The 14,713-nt window shown below is 62.4% G+C and carries 17 protein-coding genes and 1 tRNA gene; 16 read left to right on the top strand and 2 right to left on the bottom strand.

The features are described 5' to 3' along the window. Window positions 1-527: 527 nt before the first annotated feature. Both ACU0AG_RS10720 and ACU0AG_RS10715 read right to left on the bottom strand, forming a co-directional pair. Window positions 528-614: transfer RNA gene (locus ACU0AG_RS10720), tRNA-Leu, on the bottom strand. A 108-nt stretch (window positions 615-722) separates the two neighbouring features. After that, window positions 723-1,670, bottom strand: coding sequence for an MJ0042-type zinc finger domain-containing protein (locus ACU0AG_RS10715; protein WP_482782273.1), 948 nt, complete (start codon window positions 1,668-1,670; stop codon window positions 723-725). Between the two features lie 167 nt (window positions 1,671-1,837). Between ACU0AG_RS10715 and ftsE the strand changes: the two genes are divergently transcribed. The 16 genes from ftsE to ACU0AG_RS10635 all read left to right on the top strand — a co-directional run bounded on the left by ftsE (window position 1,838) and on the right by ACU0AG_RS10635 (window position 14,610). Next, window positions 1,838-2,575, top strand: coding sequence for a cell division ATP-binding protein FtsE (ftsE, locus tag ACU0AG_RS10710; protein ID WP_482782272.1), 738 nt, complete (start codon window positions 1,838-1,840; stop codon window positions 2,573-2,575). Beyond that, window positions 2,572-3,516 carry a cell division protein FtsX gene (locus ACU0AG_RS10705; protein WP_482782271.1) on the top strand — a complete coding sequence of 315 codons (945 nt, stop codon included), beginning with the start codon at window positions 2,572-2,574 and terminating at the stop codon, window positions 3,514-3,516. The genes ftsE and ACU0AG_RS10705 overlap by 4 nt, the downstream gene beginning before the upstream one ends. A 9-nt stretch (window positions 3,517-3,525) precedes the next feature. Further along, the gene (locus tag ACU0AG_RS10700; RefSeq protein ID WP_482782270.1) at window positions 3,526-4,059 is read left to right on the top strand and encodes a YdcF family protein; all 534 of its coding nucleotides are present in this window, start codon (window positions 3,526-3,528) and stop codon (window positions 4,057-4,059) included. A 2-nt stretch (window positions 4,060-4,061) separates the two neighbouring features. Continuing rightward, window positions 4,062-4,748 carry a lysophospholipid acyltransferase family protein gene (locus tag ACU0AG_RS10695; RefSeq protein ID WP_482782347.1) on the top strand — a complete coding sequence of 229 codons (687 nt, stop codon included), beginning with the start codon at window positions 4,062-4,064 and terminating at the stop codon, window positions 4,746-4,748. A gap of 70 nt (window positions 4,749-4,818) precedes the next feature. Beyond that, window positions 4,819-5,214, top strand: a complete 396-nt coding sequence (locus ACU0AG_RS10690; protein ID WP_482782269.1) for a hypothetical protein — start codon at window positions 4,819-4,821, stop codon at window positions 5,212-5,214. A 4-nt stretch (window positions 5,215-5,218) separates the two neighbouring features. Then, window positions 5,219-5,563 carry a hypothetical protein gene (locus ACU0AG_RS10685; protein WP_482782268.1) on the top strand — a complete coding sequence of 115 codons (345 nt, stop codon included), beginning with the start codon at window positions 5,219-5,221 and terminating at the stop codon, window positions 5,561-5,563. Between the two features lie 233 nt (window positions 5,564-5,796). After that, complete coding sequence (locus tag ACU0AG_RS10680; protein ID WP_482782267.1) at window positions 5,797-5,937, top strand: hypothetical protein; 141 nt, start codon at window positions 5,797-5,799, stop codon at window positions 5,935-5,937. A gap of 137 nt (window positions 5,938-6,074) precedes the next feature. Further along, window positions 6,075-6,209: a hypothetical protein gene (locus ACU0AG_RS10675; protein WP_482782266.1), complete on the top strand. Its 135-nt coding sequence runs from the start codon at window positions 6,075-6,077 to the stop codon at window positions 6,207-6,209. Window positions 6,210-6,269: 60 nt separating this feature from the next. Further along, window positions 6,270-7,241 (top strand): HEAT repeat domain-containing protein, encoded by a 972-nt coding sequence (locus ACU0AG_RS10670; RefSeq protein WP_482782265.1) that lies wholly within the window; start codon window positions 6,270-6,272, stop codon window positions 7,239-7,241. A 16-nt stretch (window positions 7,242-7,257) separates the two neighbouring features. After that, the gene (locus tag ACU0AG_RS10665) at window positions 7,258-8,169 is read left to right on the top strand and encodes a hypothetical protein (RefSeq protein WP_482782264.1); all 912 of its coding nucleotides are present in this window, start codon (window positions 7,258-7,260) and stop codon (window positions 8,167-8,169) included. Window positions 8,170-8,192: 23 nt separating this feature from the next. Continuing rightward, complete coding sequence (locus ACU0AG_RS10660) at window positions 8,193-9,308, top strand: efflux RND transporter periplasmic adaptor subunit (RefSeq protein ID WP_482782263.1); 1,116 nt, start codon at window positions 8,193-8,195, stop codon at window positions 9,306-9,308. Between the two features lie 10 nt (window positions 9,309-9,318). Beyond that, complete coding sequence (locus tag ACU0AG_RS10655) at window positions 9,319-10,032, top strand: ABC transporter ATP-binding protein (protein WP_482782262.1); 714 nt, start codon at window positions 9,319-9,321, stop codon at window positions 10,030-10,032. Further along, on the top strand, window positions 10,029-11,180 hold the full coding sequence (locus ACU0AG_RS10650) for an ABC transporter permease (protein ID WP_482782261.1): 1,152 nt from the start codon (window positions 10,029-10,031) through the stop codon (window positions 11,178-11,180). Before ACU0AG_RS10655 ends, ACU0AG_RS10650 begins: the two co-directional genes overlap by 4 nt. Next, the gene (locus ACU0AG_RS10645; protein WP_482782260.1) at window positions 11,180-12,361 is read left to right on the top strand and encodes an ABC transporter permease; all 1,182 of its coding nucleotides are present in this window, start codon (window positions 11,180-11,182) and stop codon (window positions 12,359-12,361) included. The genes ACU0AG_RS10650 and ACU0AG_RS10645 overlap by 1 nt, the downstream gene beginning before the upstream one ends. A gap of 63 nt (window positions 12,362-12,424) precedes the next feature. Continuing rightward, window positions 12,425-14,224: an ABC transporter ATP-binding protein gene (locus tag ACU0AG_RS10640; RefSeq protein WP_482782259.1), complete on the top strand. Its 1,800-nt coding sequence runs from the start codon at window positions 12,425-12,427 to the stop codon at window positions 14,222-14,224. Then, complete coding sequence (locus ACU0AG_RS10635; RefSeq protein ID WP_482782258.1) at window positions 14,221-14,610, top strand: hypothetical protein; 390 nt, start codon at window positions 14,221-14,223, stop codon at window positions 14,608-14,610. Before ACU0AG_RS10640 ends, ACU0AG_RS10635 begins: the two co-directional genes overlap by 4 nt. Window positions 14,611-14,713: the final 103 nt, after the last annotated feature.

The raw sequence follows: 14,713 nt of genomic DNA, 5'->3' as shown, positions 1-14,713 counted from the left end.
CTAGAACGATCCATGAACGAATCTTTGCGGGCCTTTTAATCGGCCCATTAAAGTGTCGATTTTCACGTTTTGTTCATGGCCATGGAATCGCGGAAATCAGACGTTTCTTGAAGATTTGAGTCCCTAAAAAGGCATCGAACCAATACATTATTTGAAAGTTGCGGGCCTTTGTGCGGGCCTTTGCGGAAAACCACATCGTTTATGTTACTGTTTTGCAACGATAAATATAATTCGATGCGGGTCCTCTTCTGGCACCAAAACTCCTGCGGGAGTGGCATCAAAAACCTTGAGAAAACCGCAGAATTCTGCCATTTTTGGCTGGATTTTGATGCCGCGTGTTTCACGCTGTTTCAGGCCGTGCCCCCACAATCAGGGGCAGAGAAACACCCGAGATTTGCGCCCAAAACGCGCTCCACCCACCATCTCTGACACACCTTGCGGCGCATCGACGCGCGCAAAGGCGCAGAACCGCGCGCTTTTCTACGATGTTTATGGGAAAAATCCTTCCTATTGAAGAATTTAATGTTTGGTGCGGTCGAGAAGACTCGAACTTCCACGGGCTTTCGCCCACAACGACCTCAACGTTGCGCGTCTACCAGTTCCGCCACGACCGCACTCGGGTATGTCGGGGCAGCCAAAGCGCTGGCCCCGCGGTAGGAGCGCGCCACTAGCAAGGGGTTTGGCCCTGCGCAAGCTCTTTGACGCAGGCGCGCGATCAGCGTTTAATTCGGTGCCCAGCCAAGGTCGGCAACCGCAGCGCCGCGCGGGATATTGGCGATGGCTTCGGTCACGGTAACGGTCTCGCCCGGGGCGAGCTGGCGCTTGGAGGGCGCCACGACCCAATCCCCCACCTTGCGCTCGCGCTGGTCGCTGAACACCACCAGCAGATCGGGCACGGCCAGCGTTTCCGGCGCGGTGTTGGTGATGGTGCCGCGCACCCGGAAGATCGTCTCACCACTGGCGAGCACTTCCTTGCGCTGCTGCGGCTTGGGGAAATCGAGTTCGAGCCCCGGCTGGCCGATGCCGAAGGTCGGACGGCTGATCGGCAGCCACTCGGGCAGGCCATAGTAATTGACCGCTGCAATCGTGCCGGTCGCCAGCAGGGCAAAGATCGCCGCTGCCATGGTCCACATCTTCAGCGTGTTGCGCCGCCGGGTGAAGGGTGGGCGATAGTCGAACTGCGATCCCTCCTCCGCCTCGTCGGACTCGTCGTCGAAGGGCGGGTCTGCGGGATAGGCGGTCGCCGGCCCGTCTTCCGTGACGGTTGCGGGGGGATCGATCCGCGGGGTTACACGGTCAGCCTCTGTGGCCTGCGGGTTCTGGTTCAGCCCGCGCCGCAGGGCGCGCACCGCGACCGAAGCCTCCTCGCTCGCCGCAGGCGCTGCCTCGGCCGCATCGGGTGTGCGCCAGTGGCTCACGGACGGGCCGCTGGCCGGAGCCTCGGGCGCGGGCGCGGGCGGCGGGGCGGCGGGTTGCGGTGACGGGTTCTGTGCGGGAGCCGCAGCCGGTGCCGGATCCGCATCGGGCGCGGGCCTCTCCAGATCGAGCACCGGCGCTTCCTGGAACCAGCTGTGCTTGCATTTGGCGCAGCGCACGGTGCGCCCTTCGCTGCCGATGGCAGCATCGGGAACCGCATAACGCGTGCCGCAGGCTGGACAAGCTATGATCATGTCGCCGATTGCATGAATCAGAGGGCTCGCTTGCACAAGAGCCCGTGCGGCAAAGCAGGCGCTTTACCGGTTGTTTTCCACACTGCCGCCTGCTTATCGCCTGGATTATGGGCCTTGAACGCGATGTTCGACTTTCCCCCGCCGTGCCCCGCTGTTAGGTGCGCGGGATGAATGATCGCGTCGCCGAGATCGTGAAATTCGACAATGTCGGGCTGCGTTACGGCACCGATCCCGAGGTTTTGAGCAATCTCAGTTTCACGCTGTATCCCGGCAGCTTCTATTTCCTGACCGGGGCGAGCGGCGCGGGCAAGACCAGCTTGCTCAAGCTGCTCTATCTCGCCCAGCGCCCGTCACGCGGGGCGATCCGGATGTTCGGGCAGGATCTGATCACCATGCCGCGAGACCGCCTGCCCGCGTTGCGGCGGCATCTGGGCGTGGTGTTCCAGAATTTCCGGCTGGTGCCGCACCTGACCGCGTTCGATAACGTCGCGCTGCCACTGCGGCTGGCGGGTGCGGACGAGAAGCGCATCGCGAAGTCGGTTTCCGACATGCTCGACTGGGTCGGGCTGTCGCACCGGGCCCATGCCATTCCCGCGACCATGTCGGGCGGTGAACAGCAGCGGGTTGCCATTGCCCGCGCGGTGATTGCGCGCCCGCGCATCCTGATCGCCGACGAGCCGACCGGCAACGTCGATCCCGAAATGGCGCTCAAGCTGCTGCGCCTGTTCGAGGCGCTCAACAACCGTGTGGGCACGACCGTCGTGGTCGCGACCCACGATGTGCACCTGCTCAAAAAAGTGCCGGATTCGCTGATCATGCGCCTTAACAAGGGGCAGTTGTCCGATCCCACCGGCGCGCTGCGCTATCCGCCGCGCCCGTCCGCGCCTGCGGGGGCAGGCCAATGACGGTGCCGCCGGTGCCCGATGCGCCCTATCCCGACAACGGCGAGGCCACACGGGCCGCGCCGGGGCGGGAGGCGGGCGCGCCGCTGTTGCCCGCACCGCGCTATTCCGGGCCGATCCCGTGGGTGATCGCGATCCTCATCGCGCTGGTGGTGATTGCGGCGGCAGGGGGGCTGGCGCTGCGCAACCTCGCCAACAATGCGCAGGCCGATCTTTCCGCCGCGCTGACGGTGCAGGTAATCGAACCCAACCCCGAGCTTCGCCTTGAACGCGGCAAGGATGCGGTGCGGGTGCTGACCGCGCTTGACGGGGTGAAAGCCGTGCGGCTGGTGCCGGAGGCGGAACTGGCGGCGCTGCTCGAACCATGGCTGGGCGAGGCGGCAGCAAGCGGCGATGTGCCGATCCCGGCGCTGATCGATGTCGAACTCGCGCGCCGCGCTTCGGCCGCCGACATCGCCCGGATCGAAACTGCGCTGGCGGCAAGGGTTCCGGTCGCACGGGTGGACGCGCAGTCCGATTGGCTGCGCCCTGTCTATGGCGCGCTGTCTGCGCTGCAATGGCTGGCGCTGGGCCTGATCGCGCTGGTGGCGCTGGCGACGGCTGCCGCGGTGTGGCTGGCGGCGCGCAATGCCTTTGCCAGTGCACGCGACACAGTCGAGATCATCCACCTGCTGGGCGCTACCGATCGCCAGATTTCGGCAGAATTCCTGCGCACCGTGCTGCGCGAGGCGGTGTTCGGTGCACTTGTCGGAACGGCGCTCGGCGGTGCGGCGGTGTGGCTGCTGGGCCAGCAGTTTGCCGCGCTCGACAGCGGGATGGCGGGTGGCGGTGCATTGATGATGGCCGACTGGCTCGCGCTCGTCGCCGTTCCGCTGGGCGGCGTGCTGATCGCGCTGGTGACAGCGCGGATCACCATTGCCTTTGCCCTGCGCGACATGCTTTAGGCGGCGGCGATGTTCCGCCGTATCCTTGCATTGCTGTTCCTGGCCTGGGTGATCGGCTTCCTGTGGTTTGTCGTCGCCTTGCCGCGACCTGCAACCGGGGAGGCGAAGACCGATGCCGTTATCGTGCTGACCGGCGGTGCCGGCCGCATTCCCCACGGGCTGGAGGTTCTGGATCAGGGCCTCGCTGAAAAGCTGCTGGTCAGCGGAGTCGATCGCGAAGTGCGCCCCGGCGAATTCGCGGCAGAATTCGGCGTCGAGCGGCGCACGATGGAATGCTGTGTGACGCTCGGTTTCAGTGCGGTGGACACGCGCTCCAATGCGGCGGAAACCGCCAAGTGGGTGGCGCAGAACGAGGTGCGCTCGCTGCGGCTGGTAACTACCGACTGGCATATGCGCCGCGCCGCCGGCGAGATCGAACGGGCGCTGCCCGATCATGTCACGATCATTCGTGACGCTGTCCCCTCGCAGCCCGATCTCGGCACGCTGTTCCTCGAATATCACAAGCTGCTCGCCAGTCGGGCGGCAGGGCTGGCAGACCTTTGAGGCTGCTCGCCGCCGGCCTGCGTTCATTCGCCTTCTACCTGCTGTTCTATGGCGGCAGCGCGCTGCTGGTGCTGGCTTCGGTGGTCGCGGTGGTGGCCCGCAAGCAATGGCTTCGCCCGGTGGTCGCGACGTGGGGGCGCTGGCACCTGTGGTGTGTCGAAAAGCTGCTCGGCATCGCGGTCGTGCTCGAAGGCACCATCCCCGATACGCCGGTGCTGATCGCGATCAAGCACGAGAGCTTTTTCGAAGCGATCGACACGCCCCGGCTGTTCGCCTTCCCTGCGGTTTTCGCCAAACAGGAATTGTTCCGCATTCCCGGCTGGGGCTATTCGGCGCGGGTATACGGGCTGGTGCCGGTGGCGCGGGATGAAGGCGCCAAGGCTTTGCGGGCCATGATCGCCAGCGCGAAGGGCAGGGTCGCTGCCGGACGCCCGCTGGTAATCTTTCCCGAAGGCACCCGCGTTCCCCACGGTCAGCGACCGCCGCTGCAAGCCGGGTTTGCCGGCCTTTACAAGCTGCTGGGCCTGCCGGTGGTGCCGGTCGCGGTGGACAGCGGTCCGGCCTATCACCGGCTGATCAAGCGTCCCGGGCGGATCGTCTACAAGGCCGGCGAGATGATCCCCGCAGGCCTTCCCCGCGACGAGATCGAGGCGCGGGTACACGAAGCGATCAACGTGCTGAACGGTTAGTCTATCACCCCCGCCGAAGTGGGCCACAGACGCAATGCATCGCGAATTACGAATTGCATAGCGACTTCATATGATTATCATCCGGCCCCGGTCGGAGGTCGCACTCATCGTTACCCGCGAAACATCTTCCCAGGTCACAAAGGCCGCGCATGAGCTTTTGCGCGCGGAAAAGTGGGATCGCGAGTTCTCGCATATCGGCCCGCAAGAAAAAATCTGGCGCATTCTGCTCGAACTTTACATCGCTGCCGAAAATGGCGGGGGTCTGACTGTCAAAAGCATCTGGCTTGGATCGGGTCTACCCGAAACCACAGCGCTGCGTGTGCTGAAGATGATGGAGACCGACGGACACCTGCTCCGCGTGCGCAATCCCGAAGATTATCGCAGCTTCATCATCGTTCTTTCAGAAGAGCTGAAAGAGCGTGTGGAACGTTATCTCGCAGTGGCCGCGGCACGTGCCGATGGATAACACCATGCGCCTCATCATCGAGGTGCTGGCCCTGGCATCGTCCGGAGTGGCGATGTTGCAGGCCCGGCTGCAATTCCGTCGCGCGCAGCGTCTGCGGGGCACGGGGTTGGCGACGGTCAGCTTGCTCGGCGCTCCATTGGTCTCCTTCGCCCTCGTCCTGCTGTTCACGCGCGCCGGCAGCATGATTGCTGGGGCAGTTGCGATCGCGCTCACGCTGGTGGCGTGTGTGCTGGCCTATGGCGACCGGCGACGCTGGCCGCGGCGGCGCGACTATCGCCTGGGCCTGATCGCGCTGGGATGTGACCTTGCCGGCAGTGTTTTGATCGCCGTTCTGATGCTGGGCGGGTGATCGATCAATGCTTTTACCGCGCTGGAATCGCAGAATTTCCTGTCACCCTGACCGCCCTGCGCGGGTGGTGAAATCCGCAGATTTCTGCGGTTCCAAGTATATAGCTGTCAAACTGAAGCAAAATCTGCCGGCGATTGGCTGTCAGACTGGTGTTGATATGAAGTGCGCATCGGATTGGGTTGTGGCAATTTCATGATGCCCAATGACAGGGCCAATAACCAAAAGGAAAAACAATGTTCGATAACCTTGAACTGCCCAATCTCGATTTCGAAGCCGGCTTTGTCGCAGTCGGTGCTGAAGCGGATGTGAATGGCCGCCTGGTCGATCAGATCACGTCGGGCATCGCCGTGTTCATCGGTTCGATCTTGGATTAACCGATAACGATCAATCTTATTCTGAAGCCACAATGCATATTATAGGGAAAACAAAAAATAATGATCCTGTGCATCATATGATTGTGGATTGAGATGATATTGATTGGTTCCAAAAATAATAAAAAGGATAAAATAAAATGGAACTCAACAACATTCCCTCGCTTGATTTCGAAGCCGGCATGGAACTCAGCATGGTCGATGATGCTGTGACGAGCCGCAACAAGATCATTGGCGCAATCATCACGGGCATTGCCATCGGTGTGAGCTCGTAATCGCGGGGCGCTGCACCGCGTCAGGACGGGCGCGGTGCAGCCTCCAACGGAGATTTGGCCATGAAAAATGCTGAAGAATTCGAAGCCATGCTGCTGGACGCGGATTACCGCGAAGGTCTGCGGGCGAGTGGAGTGGTGCAGAGAGATGCCTTGCTGGAATCGATCGACAACGCCGCGCTGGAACAGAAAATGAAAGCCGCCAACGGCGATCCGGATGCGATTTTCGATGCGGTTCACGCCCACTTTACGCTCGAACGGGTGCAGGCGATGGTTGCAGTGGAGCGCGATGCCTTTGCCCGCGTCGACTCCTACGAATCCCTGTTTACTCCCGCGATATCGCCTGAACTGGCGTCCTTTGCGGTCATGCGTTCGCGCTATGCCCTGTCACTTGTCAGCGCCATGGACCCGCACATGCTGGCCGTGTCCAAGCACCGCAAGGGCACATCGCGCCGCACCGTCAGCTTCCCCAGCGGGCGGGCCGAATATGTCGTGCTCAAGGGTGAGTTGAAGGTGCGGGTGTGGCGCATGCAGCCGTTCGATGATGCGACCGATCTGGCGACATTCGATACCGGGCTTGTGGCTGACGAGCCGATTGTCCTGAAAGCCGGCGACCGGCTGCGGCAAGCGGATTTCGAATCGCTCGAATATCTGGCGCACGATCAGGCCTGCCTGTTCATGTATACCCAGATGAACTTCGGCAGCGTTCCCGTCGATCTGTCGCTTTACGTCGATAACGGGGCGATCGCGACGGTTTCGGCCTCGAATGCGCTGTGCACCGGAATGCAGATGCAAAGCACGCTGCTGCGGATGCTGGGCCGCGTCGATGCCTACGACGCGATTGCCGAGCTGCTGGAAGACAAACACCATTTCGTGCGCTGGCATGCCATGCGCGAACTGCTCGGCCTCGACCAGGAACGGGCTTTGCCCACTCTGGCAGCTATGGCCGAACACGATCCGCAGCCCTCGGTCCGCCGGGCGGCGACCGCCACCCTGACCATGCTCGGCGCAGCGCGCCAGATGCAAGCAGCCTGAGCCAAGGAGAAGAACGATGCCAATCGTCGCCAAGGTCGATACCCAGGACACCGCCGAACTCGGCGACCTGGTCGCATTCATGCTCGATCACAAGATCGATACCACATCCCATGATGATATGCTGGCCACTTCGGAAATGCTCCGCAAGATCGGCAACAACAAGCGTCTGGTGGCCGATTTCGCCCTGCACAATCTGAAGAACCGGGCCGATTATGATGCGTCGCGGCTTTCATACGGGCCCCAGACGATCATGTTGCACCATGACCGCAGCCAGAATTTCTACATCCGCGCGAATTTCTGGCCGAGCGAGAACGATCATATCTTCCGCGCATCGCAGTCGAAATCATTTTTCTACTACGTGCCGCATGATCACAACTTCAACTTCATGACTGTAGGGCACATGGGGCCGGGGTATCGCAGTAACTACTACGAATATGATTATACCCAGGTCGATGGCTATCCGGGCGAAAAGGTGAATCTCAAGTTTGTCGAGGACACCGCCCTGCACGAAGGAAAGGTCATGCTCTATCGCGCCTTTACCGACGTGCATGACCAGCGCCCCGGCGAAAAGATGTCGATGAGCATCAACATCATGGAAAGCACGCTGCGCGGCAGCTTCATGGACCAGTACCAGTTCGATATCGAACGCGGGATCATCACCGATCTCGTCAACCGGGTGCCGGCCCAGGCGCTGATGTCGATCGTGGCTATGGCGGACGAGGGCAATGGCATGGATTTCCTCCATGAAGTCAGCCGTGTCCATCCCAGTGGCCGGGTGCGCTGCCTTGCACTTGGCGCGCTTGCCAGTGCCCAGCACGGCCTCGATGCGGCGCGCGAACTCTACCAGTCGGGCAGCGGGAACGATCAGGAGCAGGTCCGCGGCTACTGCCGCACACGGCTGATGGCTCTCGAAGAGCTCGCGGGCTGAGCGCGGGACAGCAGGAGGTTCAGATGATCACGTCGGACGTGAAGGACAATGCGGGTGTGAAGGGCTCGGCAGCGAAGATGTCGCTGGAAGAGAAGCTCAAGCTCGTGCCGCTCGATCGGGCGGTGTTCGAGCCGGACGTGACATTTGCGCCTTCTGCCCCCCGCACAGCCCAACCGGTAAGCAGTGACAAATCCAGCCGCAAGAAGCTGGCTCTGTTTGCCACCGCGGCAGCCCTTGGCACCTGCGCAGCGCTGTATTGGTCGGTTTCGACCGGTCCCGCTGCCAAGGTGCCAGGGGCTGCCGACCCGGCGGTCAGCGCCGCTGCAACTGCCACCTCTCCCCCGGCGGCAGCATCCAGCGCGCTGACCGCATCGGGATATGTCGTGGCGCGCCGTCAGGCCACTGTAGCCGCGCAGATCACGGGGCAGGTCAGAAGCATTCTGGTCAGCGAAGGGATCAAGGTCGGCGCAGGGCAGTTGATTGCGCGGATGGACGCCAGCGCGATGAACAGCATGGTGGCCTCGGCCAGCGCGCGCCGTTCGGGCAGCTTTGCCCAGATTGCCGGGATTGACGCCGAGCTGGCAGCTGCCCGCGCGACACTCGGGCGGTACGAGGAACTGTCCGCCCGCGGATTTGCTACGCGCAAGGATCTGGAAGCGGCTCGCGCCCAGGTTGCCGTTCTGCAGTCGCGACGGGCACAAGCCATGGCCGAGGTCTCTGCTGCCGCGGCCGATCTTCAGGGCGCCCGTGTGCAGGCCGACCAATACAATATCTACGCGCCCTTTGCCGGCACGGTAATCGCGATCAACGCGCAGGAAGGGGAGATTGTCTCTCCCGCATCCTCGGGCGGCGGCTTTACCCGCACCGGGATCTGCACGATCGTCGACATGGACAGCCTCGAGCTCGAAGTGGACGTTGCCGAAGCGCATATCGCGCGGGTTTCAGCAGGCGATCCGGTCGAGATTTCTCTCTCCGCCTATCCCGACGTGGCTTACCGCGGGAAGGTTATCACGGTCGTACCGATCGCCGACCGCAGCAAGGCCAGCTTCAAGGTCAGGATCGAAATTCTCAACAAGGATGAACGGATGCTGCCGGAAATGGTGGCCAATGTCCGCTTCCTCAAAACCCCGCAAAGATAGCAGGAGTACCATGCTCAAACCGCCAAGCGATCCGATCCTCCGTCTGGAAGGCATCTGCAAATCGTATCACCGTGCCAATTTCGAGATTCCGATCTTCCGGGATCTGGATCTTGAATTCCGTTCGGGAGAATTCACGGCGATCATGGGGCCTTCGGGTTCGGGCAAGACCACGCTGCTGAACATTCTGGGCGGGATGGACCGGGTCGACAGCGGCAAGGTCATGTTCCACGATCGCGATATCTCGCAGATGACCGATCGCGAGGCGGGCCAGTGGCGCGCCCGCAATGTCGGTTTCATCTTCCAGTTCTACAACCTGATGCCTGGCCTGACCGCCGCCCAGAATGTCGAATTGCCCTTGACCCTGACCAAACTGAACAAGAGCCAGCGTCAGGCGCGGGTGCATGCAATGCTCGGGATCGTTGGCCTCGATGATCGCACCGATCACCGACCCAGCCAGCTTTCCGGCGGACAGCAGCAGCGTGTCGCGATTGCCCGCGCGCTCGTGACCGATCCCGCGTTGCTGCTGGCCGACGAGCCGACCGGCGATCTGGACCGTGAAACTGCCGACAGCGTGCTCGATCTGCTCCAGCTGCTGTGCGTGTCGCTGGGCAAGACGGTGATCATGGTCACCCATGACCAGAGCGCCGCCGACATGGCAACGCGCACGCTGTTCCTCGACAAGGGGGTGCTGATCAACAACCGCAGCGCCGGAGGGAGCGAATGATCCTTCTGTGGGCCAATCTGCGGCGGCACAAATTGCGCACCGGGATGCTGGTTCTGGTCGCGCTGATCGCCTTCCTGATTTTCGGCACGCTTGCCGGCGCGCTGCGGGCGATCGACCCCACCGGTAGCGTGGACGACAGCGACGAATTGATGGTGCATTCCAAAATGAGCCTGCTGAACGGCATTCCGCTGCGTTACGGCGAGACCGTGGCGCAGATGGAAGGTGTGGCCGACTGGGCTCCGGTGCTGCTGCTTGCCAGCTATTTCAGGGAACCGTCCAGCCCGGTCACCACCACCATGACCGATGTGGATGCCTATCTGGATTTTCACGCACGCGACCTGATCGTCGATGCACCCATGCGCGAACGCCTGCTGGCGCAGCGCGACGGGGTGATCATCGATCGGGAACTCGCCGCGCAATTCGGCTGGAAGACGGGTGACCGCTTTTCGCTGACCAGCGATCTGATCCGCGGCAAGGATGGCAACGGCGAATGGCCGGTGCAAGTCGTCGGCATATATGATGTCACCGATGATCAGGGCGGCTGGGGGGTCATCGGCCATTATGACTATGTGAACAGCAACGTGCTGGCCTTTGAGGACAAGGTGCACTGGCTGCTGATCCGCACCATCGCGCCCGAACGCAATGATGCCGTGGCCACCATGATCGATCGCCATTTCGCCAATTCCCCTTCGGAAACCCGCACCGAACCTGGCGCGGCGATGGCCAAGGCGTTTGTGGCGCAGCTCGGTGATCTGACCTTCATCGTCCAGATGATCGTCGGCGCGGCCTTCATCACAATGTTGCTGGTGGTGGGCAATTCGATCTCGCTGTCGGTGCAGCAGCGCACCAAGGAAATTGGCATCCTGCGGGCGCTCGGCTTCAGCCGGCGGCGGGTGTTTGCCCTGATTTTCGGCGAGACTTTGCTGCTGGTCGTGACCGCCTTCGTGCTGGGCATGGGGATGAGCGCATTTCTTGTTGCGCGCATCTTCGAAGCCTTCGCCGGAGGGCAGATGCCGCTGTTCTATCTGCCGCTGGAGACCGTGCTGACCGGTCTGGCGCTGGCAGTGGGTGTGGCGCTGCTGACTGGCGGCCTGCCGAGCTACCGCGCCATGCAGCTTGAACCCACCGAAGCTTTCAGGAGAGGGTGATGAACATCATATCCCAGATCATCGCCGTTGCCCGCTGCTCGCTGCAGAGCCTGGGTTATCGCTGGCGCCTGGCGGCCTCGACCATCGTGGGCGTGGCACTGGTCGTGATGGTGCTGCTCGGCTTTCTCTCCATGTCCGAAGGCTTCCGCCGGACGCTTGAGGAAACCGGATCGGATCGTGTGGCCCTGCTGGTGAGCAAGGGTGCGAACGCCGAGCCGGGAAGCTGGATCGAGCCGAGCCAGGCCGTCCTCGCCCGCGAACTGCCGGGGGTTCGGCAGGATGCCGGGGTGCCGATGGTGTCGGCCGAGGTATTCCAGGGCATTTCCCTGCCCGACCAATCGGGGGCGGAGGCAACGCTGGGCCTGCGCGGGATCGACAGTTACGGAATTGCGATACGCCCTGATCTGACAGTGACCAAAGGACGGGTGTTCGCTCCGGGTGCGCGCGAACTGCTGGTCGGCGAAGCGGCATTGGCCAGTCACCCGCAGCTGGCGGTGGGGCAAACAGTCGCCATCGGCGGCGCTCGCTGGCGCGTGGTGGGGCACTTTGCGGCCAAAGCCGGGCTGCACGGTTCGGAAATCTGGACGGATTCGCAGTCGCTCAAGGATGTCTATGGCATGGGGCCGGGCTTCAATGCGGTGCGCATGGCGCTGGCCAGTGGCGCGACGGCGGCCAGTCTTCAGGCCGCAATCTCCCGCGATCCCCGCCTCGCCAGGCTTGAGGTCGTCAGCGAAGACGCATTCTACAGCGCGCAGGCGCAGGGCGTGGTCAAAATCATCGAACTGATCGGCTGGCCGATTGCGATCATCATGGCGGTGGGTGCGGTCGCTGCAGCGGTCAACACCATGTACAATTCTGTCGAGGCGCAGACCCGCGACATCGCCACCTTGCGCGCATTGGGTTTTGGCAGTCTGCCGGTGTTTGTGGCGGTCATGGCCGAGGCGGCAGTGCTGGTGCTGGTTGGCGGTTCGATTGGCGCGTTGGCAGCCTTCCTGCTGTTCCAGGGCCTCGAAGGCTCCACCATGAGCAGTTCGCAATCGCAGATGACCTTCAAATTCGCCGTTTCGGGCATGGCGGTGGTGCAGGCGATTGTCCTTGCCACCGCCGTGGGTCTGATCGGCGGGTTGTTCCCCGCACTCCATGCCGCGCGCAAGCCGGTGCTGGATGGCCTCAGGGAATGACTGTCACGGGACGCAATCAATCAGAACATAAAACAAGAACATAATAACTGTCTGGAGGATTTCATGGACGATCAGGAACATGTTGGCACGGCTGCCTGCCGCGGTACCACGGCAAGCTTGCGCAAGGTGCTGGTTGCCAGTGCGCCGCACAAGGGACTGATCGTTGCCGGCATTGCGGTGGGCCTGTTCGATGTGGTGGCCACTATCGCCTTCCCGCTGATCGCAAAGCAGCTGGTCGATTCGATGGGCGATGGCGGCTTCTCGCTTGCCACGCTGATGACATCGCCCACTGCGCTGGCGCTGTTCGGCCTGCTGGCGATCGGCGCGGTCGCTAGCGGGGTCAGCGGCTATCTGCTGTCCAAGGCCGGGATGCTGATCGCCCGCCAGCTGAAGGGGGCGCTGTTTGCCCGGCTGCTGCGGCGCCCGGTCAGCTATTTCGATCGCACCGAAAGCGGAGAACTGGTCAGCCGCTTTGCCAATGACACCCGCAACATTTCCGGTCTCGTCACCAAAAGCCTGGCTGGAGTGTTCGAAGGCGCTCTGGTGCTGGTCGGGTCGGCGGTGCTGCTTGTCATGCTGGATGTGCCGCTGACACTCATGATCTTCGGGGTGATCCTCGGCACCTTTGCGATCATGGCTCCGGTGCTGATCAAGACTGCGAGGTTCACTGAGCGGATCAACGATCAGAACGCCCGCTTCGGCAGCCTGCTTACGGGTGTGTTCGGGGAGATCCGGCTGGTCAAGGCGTTCAACGCCGAACCGGTCGAGGAATGTCGCACTCGCAAGCAGCTGGGCATGATCTATCGGGAAAACCTGCGCATCAGCCGCATCGAAGCGCTGATTTCGCCGATGAACGGGCTGGCGCTGACCATCGCGATGCTGATCATCTTCGGTTACGGCGGGATGCGGGTCGCGCAAGGCACGCTGACCATCGGCACACTGACGGCCTTCATCCTGACGATCTTCAACATTGTCGCCCCCATCATCCAGTTTTCGATGATCTTCAACCAGTACCAGTCTGCGCTCGGCTCGTCCGCCGTGCTGGCCGAGATGCTCGACGAGTCGCTCGAGGAACCCGATGCGGGCACCGCGGCACCCGCTGCGGCTGCGGGCGAGAATGCGATCATCTTCGAGGGTGTGCGCTTCAGCTATGAAGGCACTGCCGGCAACGCAGGGCCGGAAACGACCGAATTGTTCGATTTCGATGGTGTTGCGATTGCGCTGGGCAAGCGCACCGCGATTGTCGGGCCGAGCGGCGGTGGCAAATCCACGCTGTTTGCCCTGATCGAGCGGTTTTATACCCCGCAGGCTGGCCGCATCCTGTATCGCGGGCGCGATATTGCCGGGTTCGATCTGGGGCAATGGCGGTCGATGATCGGGATGGTGCCGCAGGGCAGCAACCTGTTTGCCGGCAGCGTGCTCGACAATATTGCCTATGGCGATCCCGATCCGTGCGCCGAGCGGGCCTGGCGGGCTGCGCAATCGGCCAATTGCAGCGACTTCCTGAGCGGGCCCGACAGCCTGCTGCGCGAAGTCGGCGAAGGCGGGGTGCTGCTTTCGGGCGGGCAGAAGCAGCGCATTGCGATCGCCCGGATGTTCTACCGCGATCCGCAAATCCTGCTGCTCGACGAAGCGACCTCGGCTCTGGATGCCGGTAACGAAGACAGCGTGCTGGGCGCGCTGGAGCAGCTGATGGCAGGCCGCACCACGCTTGCGATTACCCACCGGGTCACCAGTCTTGATCGCTTCGATCACGTGCTGGCGATCGAACATGGTCGCCTGCGTCCCCTGCCCGGACGCGGCGAAGATGAAGCCGCTGCGGTCATCATGCCCCAGCAACTGGTCGAGGAGATGGTGCTATGACGACACTGACTGCCAAGCCCGCCGGCCTTGCAGGTGCGGCGCTTTATGAACGGCTGATTCTGGCCAGCTTCGCGCTCTCGCTGTTGCAAGGCGCGCTACAAATGGCCCCTTCGCTTGCGGTCAACGGCTGGGCGATCAGCCTCACCAAACTGTTCATGTCGCCGGTTTTGTCATTGTTGCTGGGCTTTGCCGTAAGCCGCCTGCGCAGCCGCATTGCAGCGGCGGTGTTCGTGCTGTCGCTGCTCGCATCACTGTGGCTGGTCTGGCTGGATCTGGTCGAGAGCTATTGGAACAACATCCCTTTCGCGATCGGTGCGGGCACCGTCCTGATCGATCTGGTGGCTGCCGGCATGATTGTCCGCTGGGTCGCCAAATCCGAGCTTTGAACAATGATGCTGCTTCCGCGATTGCAAGGATTGCTCTCGATGTGTCCCGAACTGCCAACGGTGCCCGCCCCGGCCGCGCATAAAGTGTGGGCTGCTGCCAGTG

This window comes from Erythrobacter sp. RANMB8 (assembly GCF_056848235.1).
Note: the sequence above shows the minus strand (reverse complement) of the source record. Positions and strands in the feature narration are given on the sequence as shown.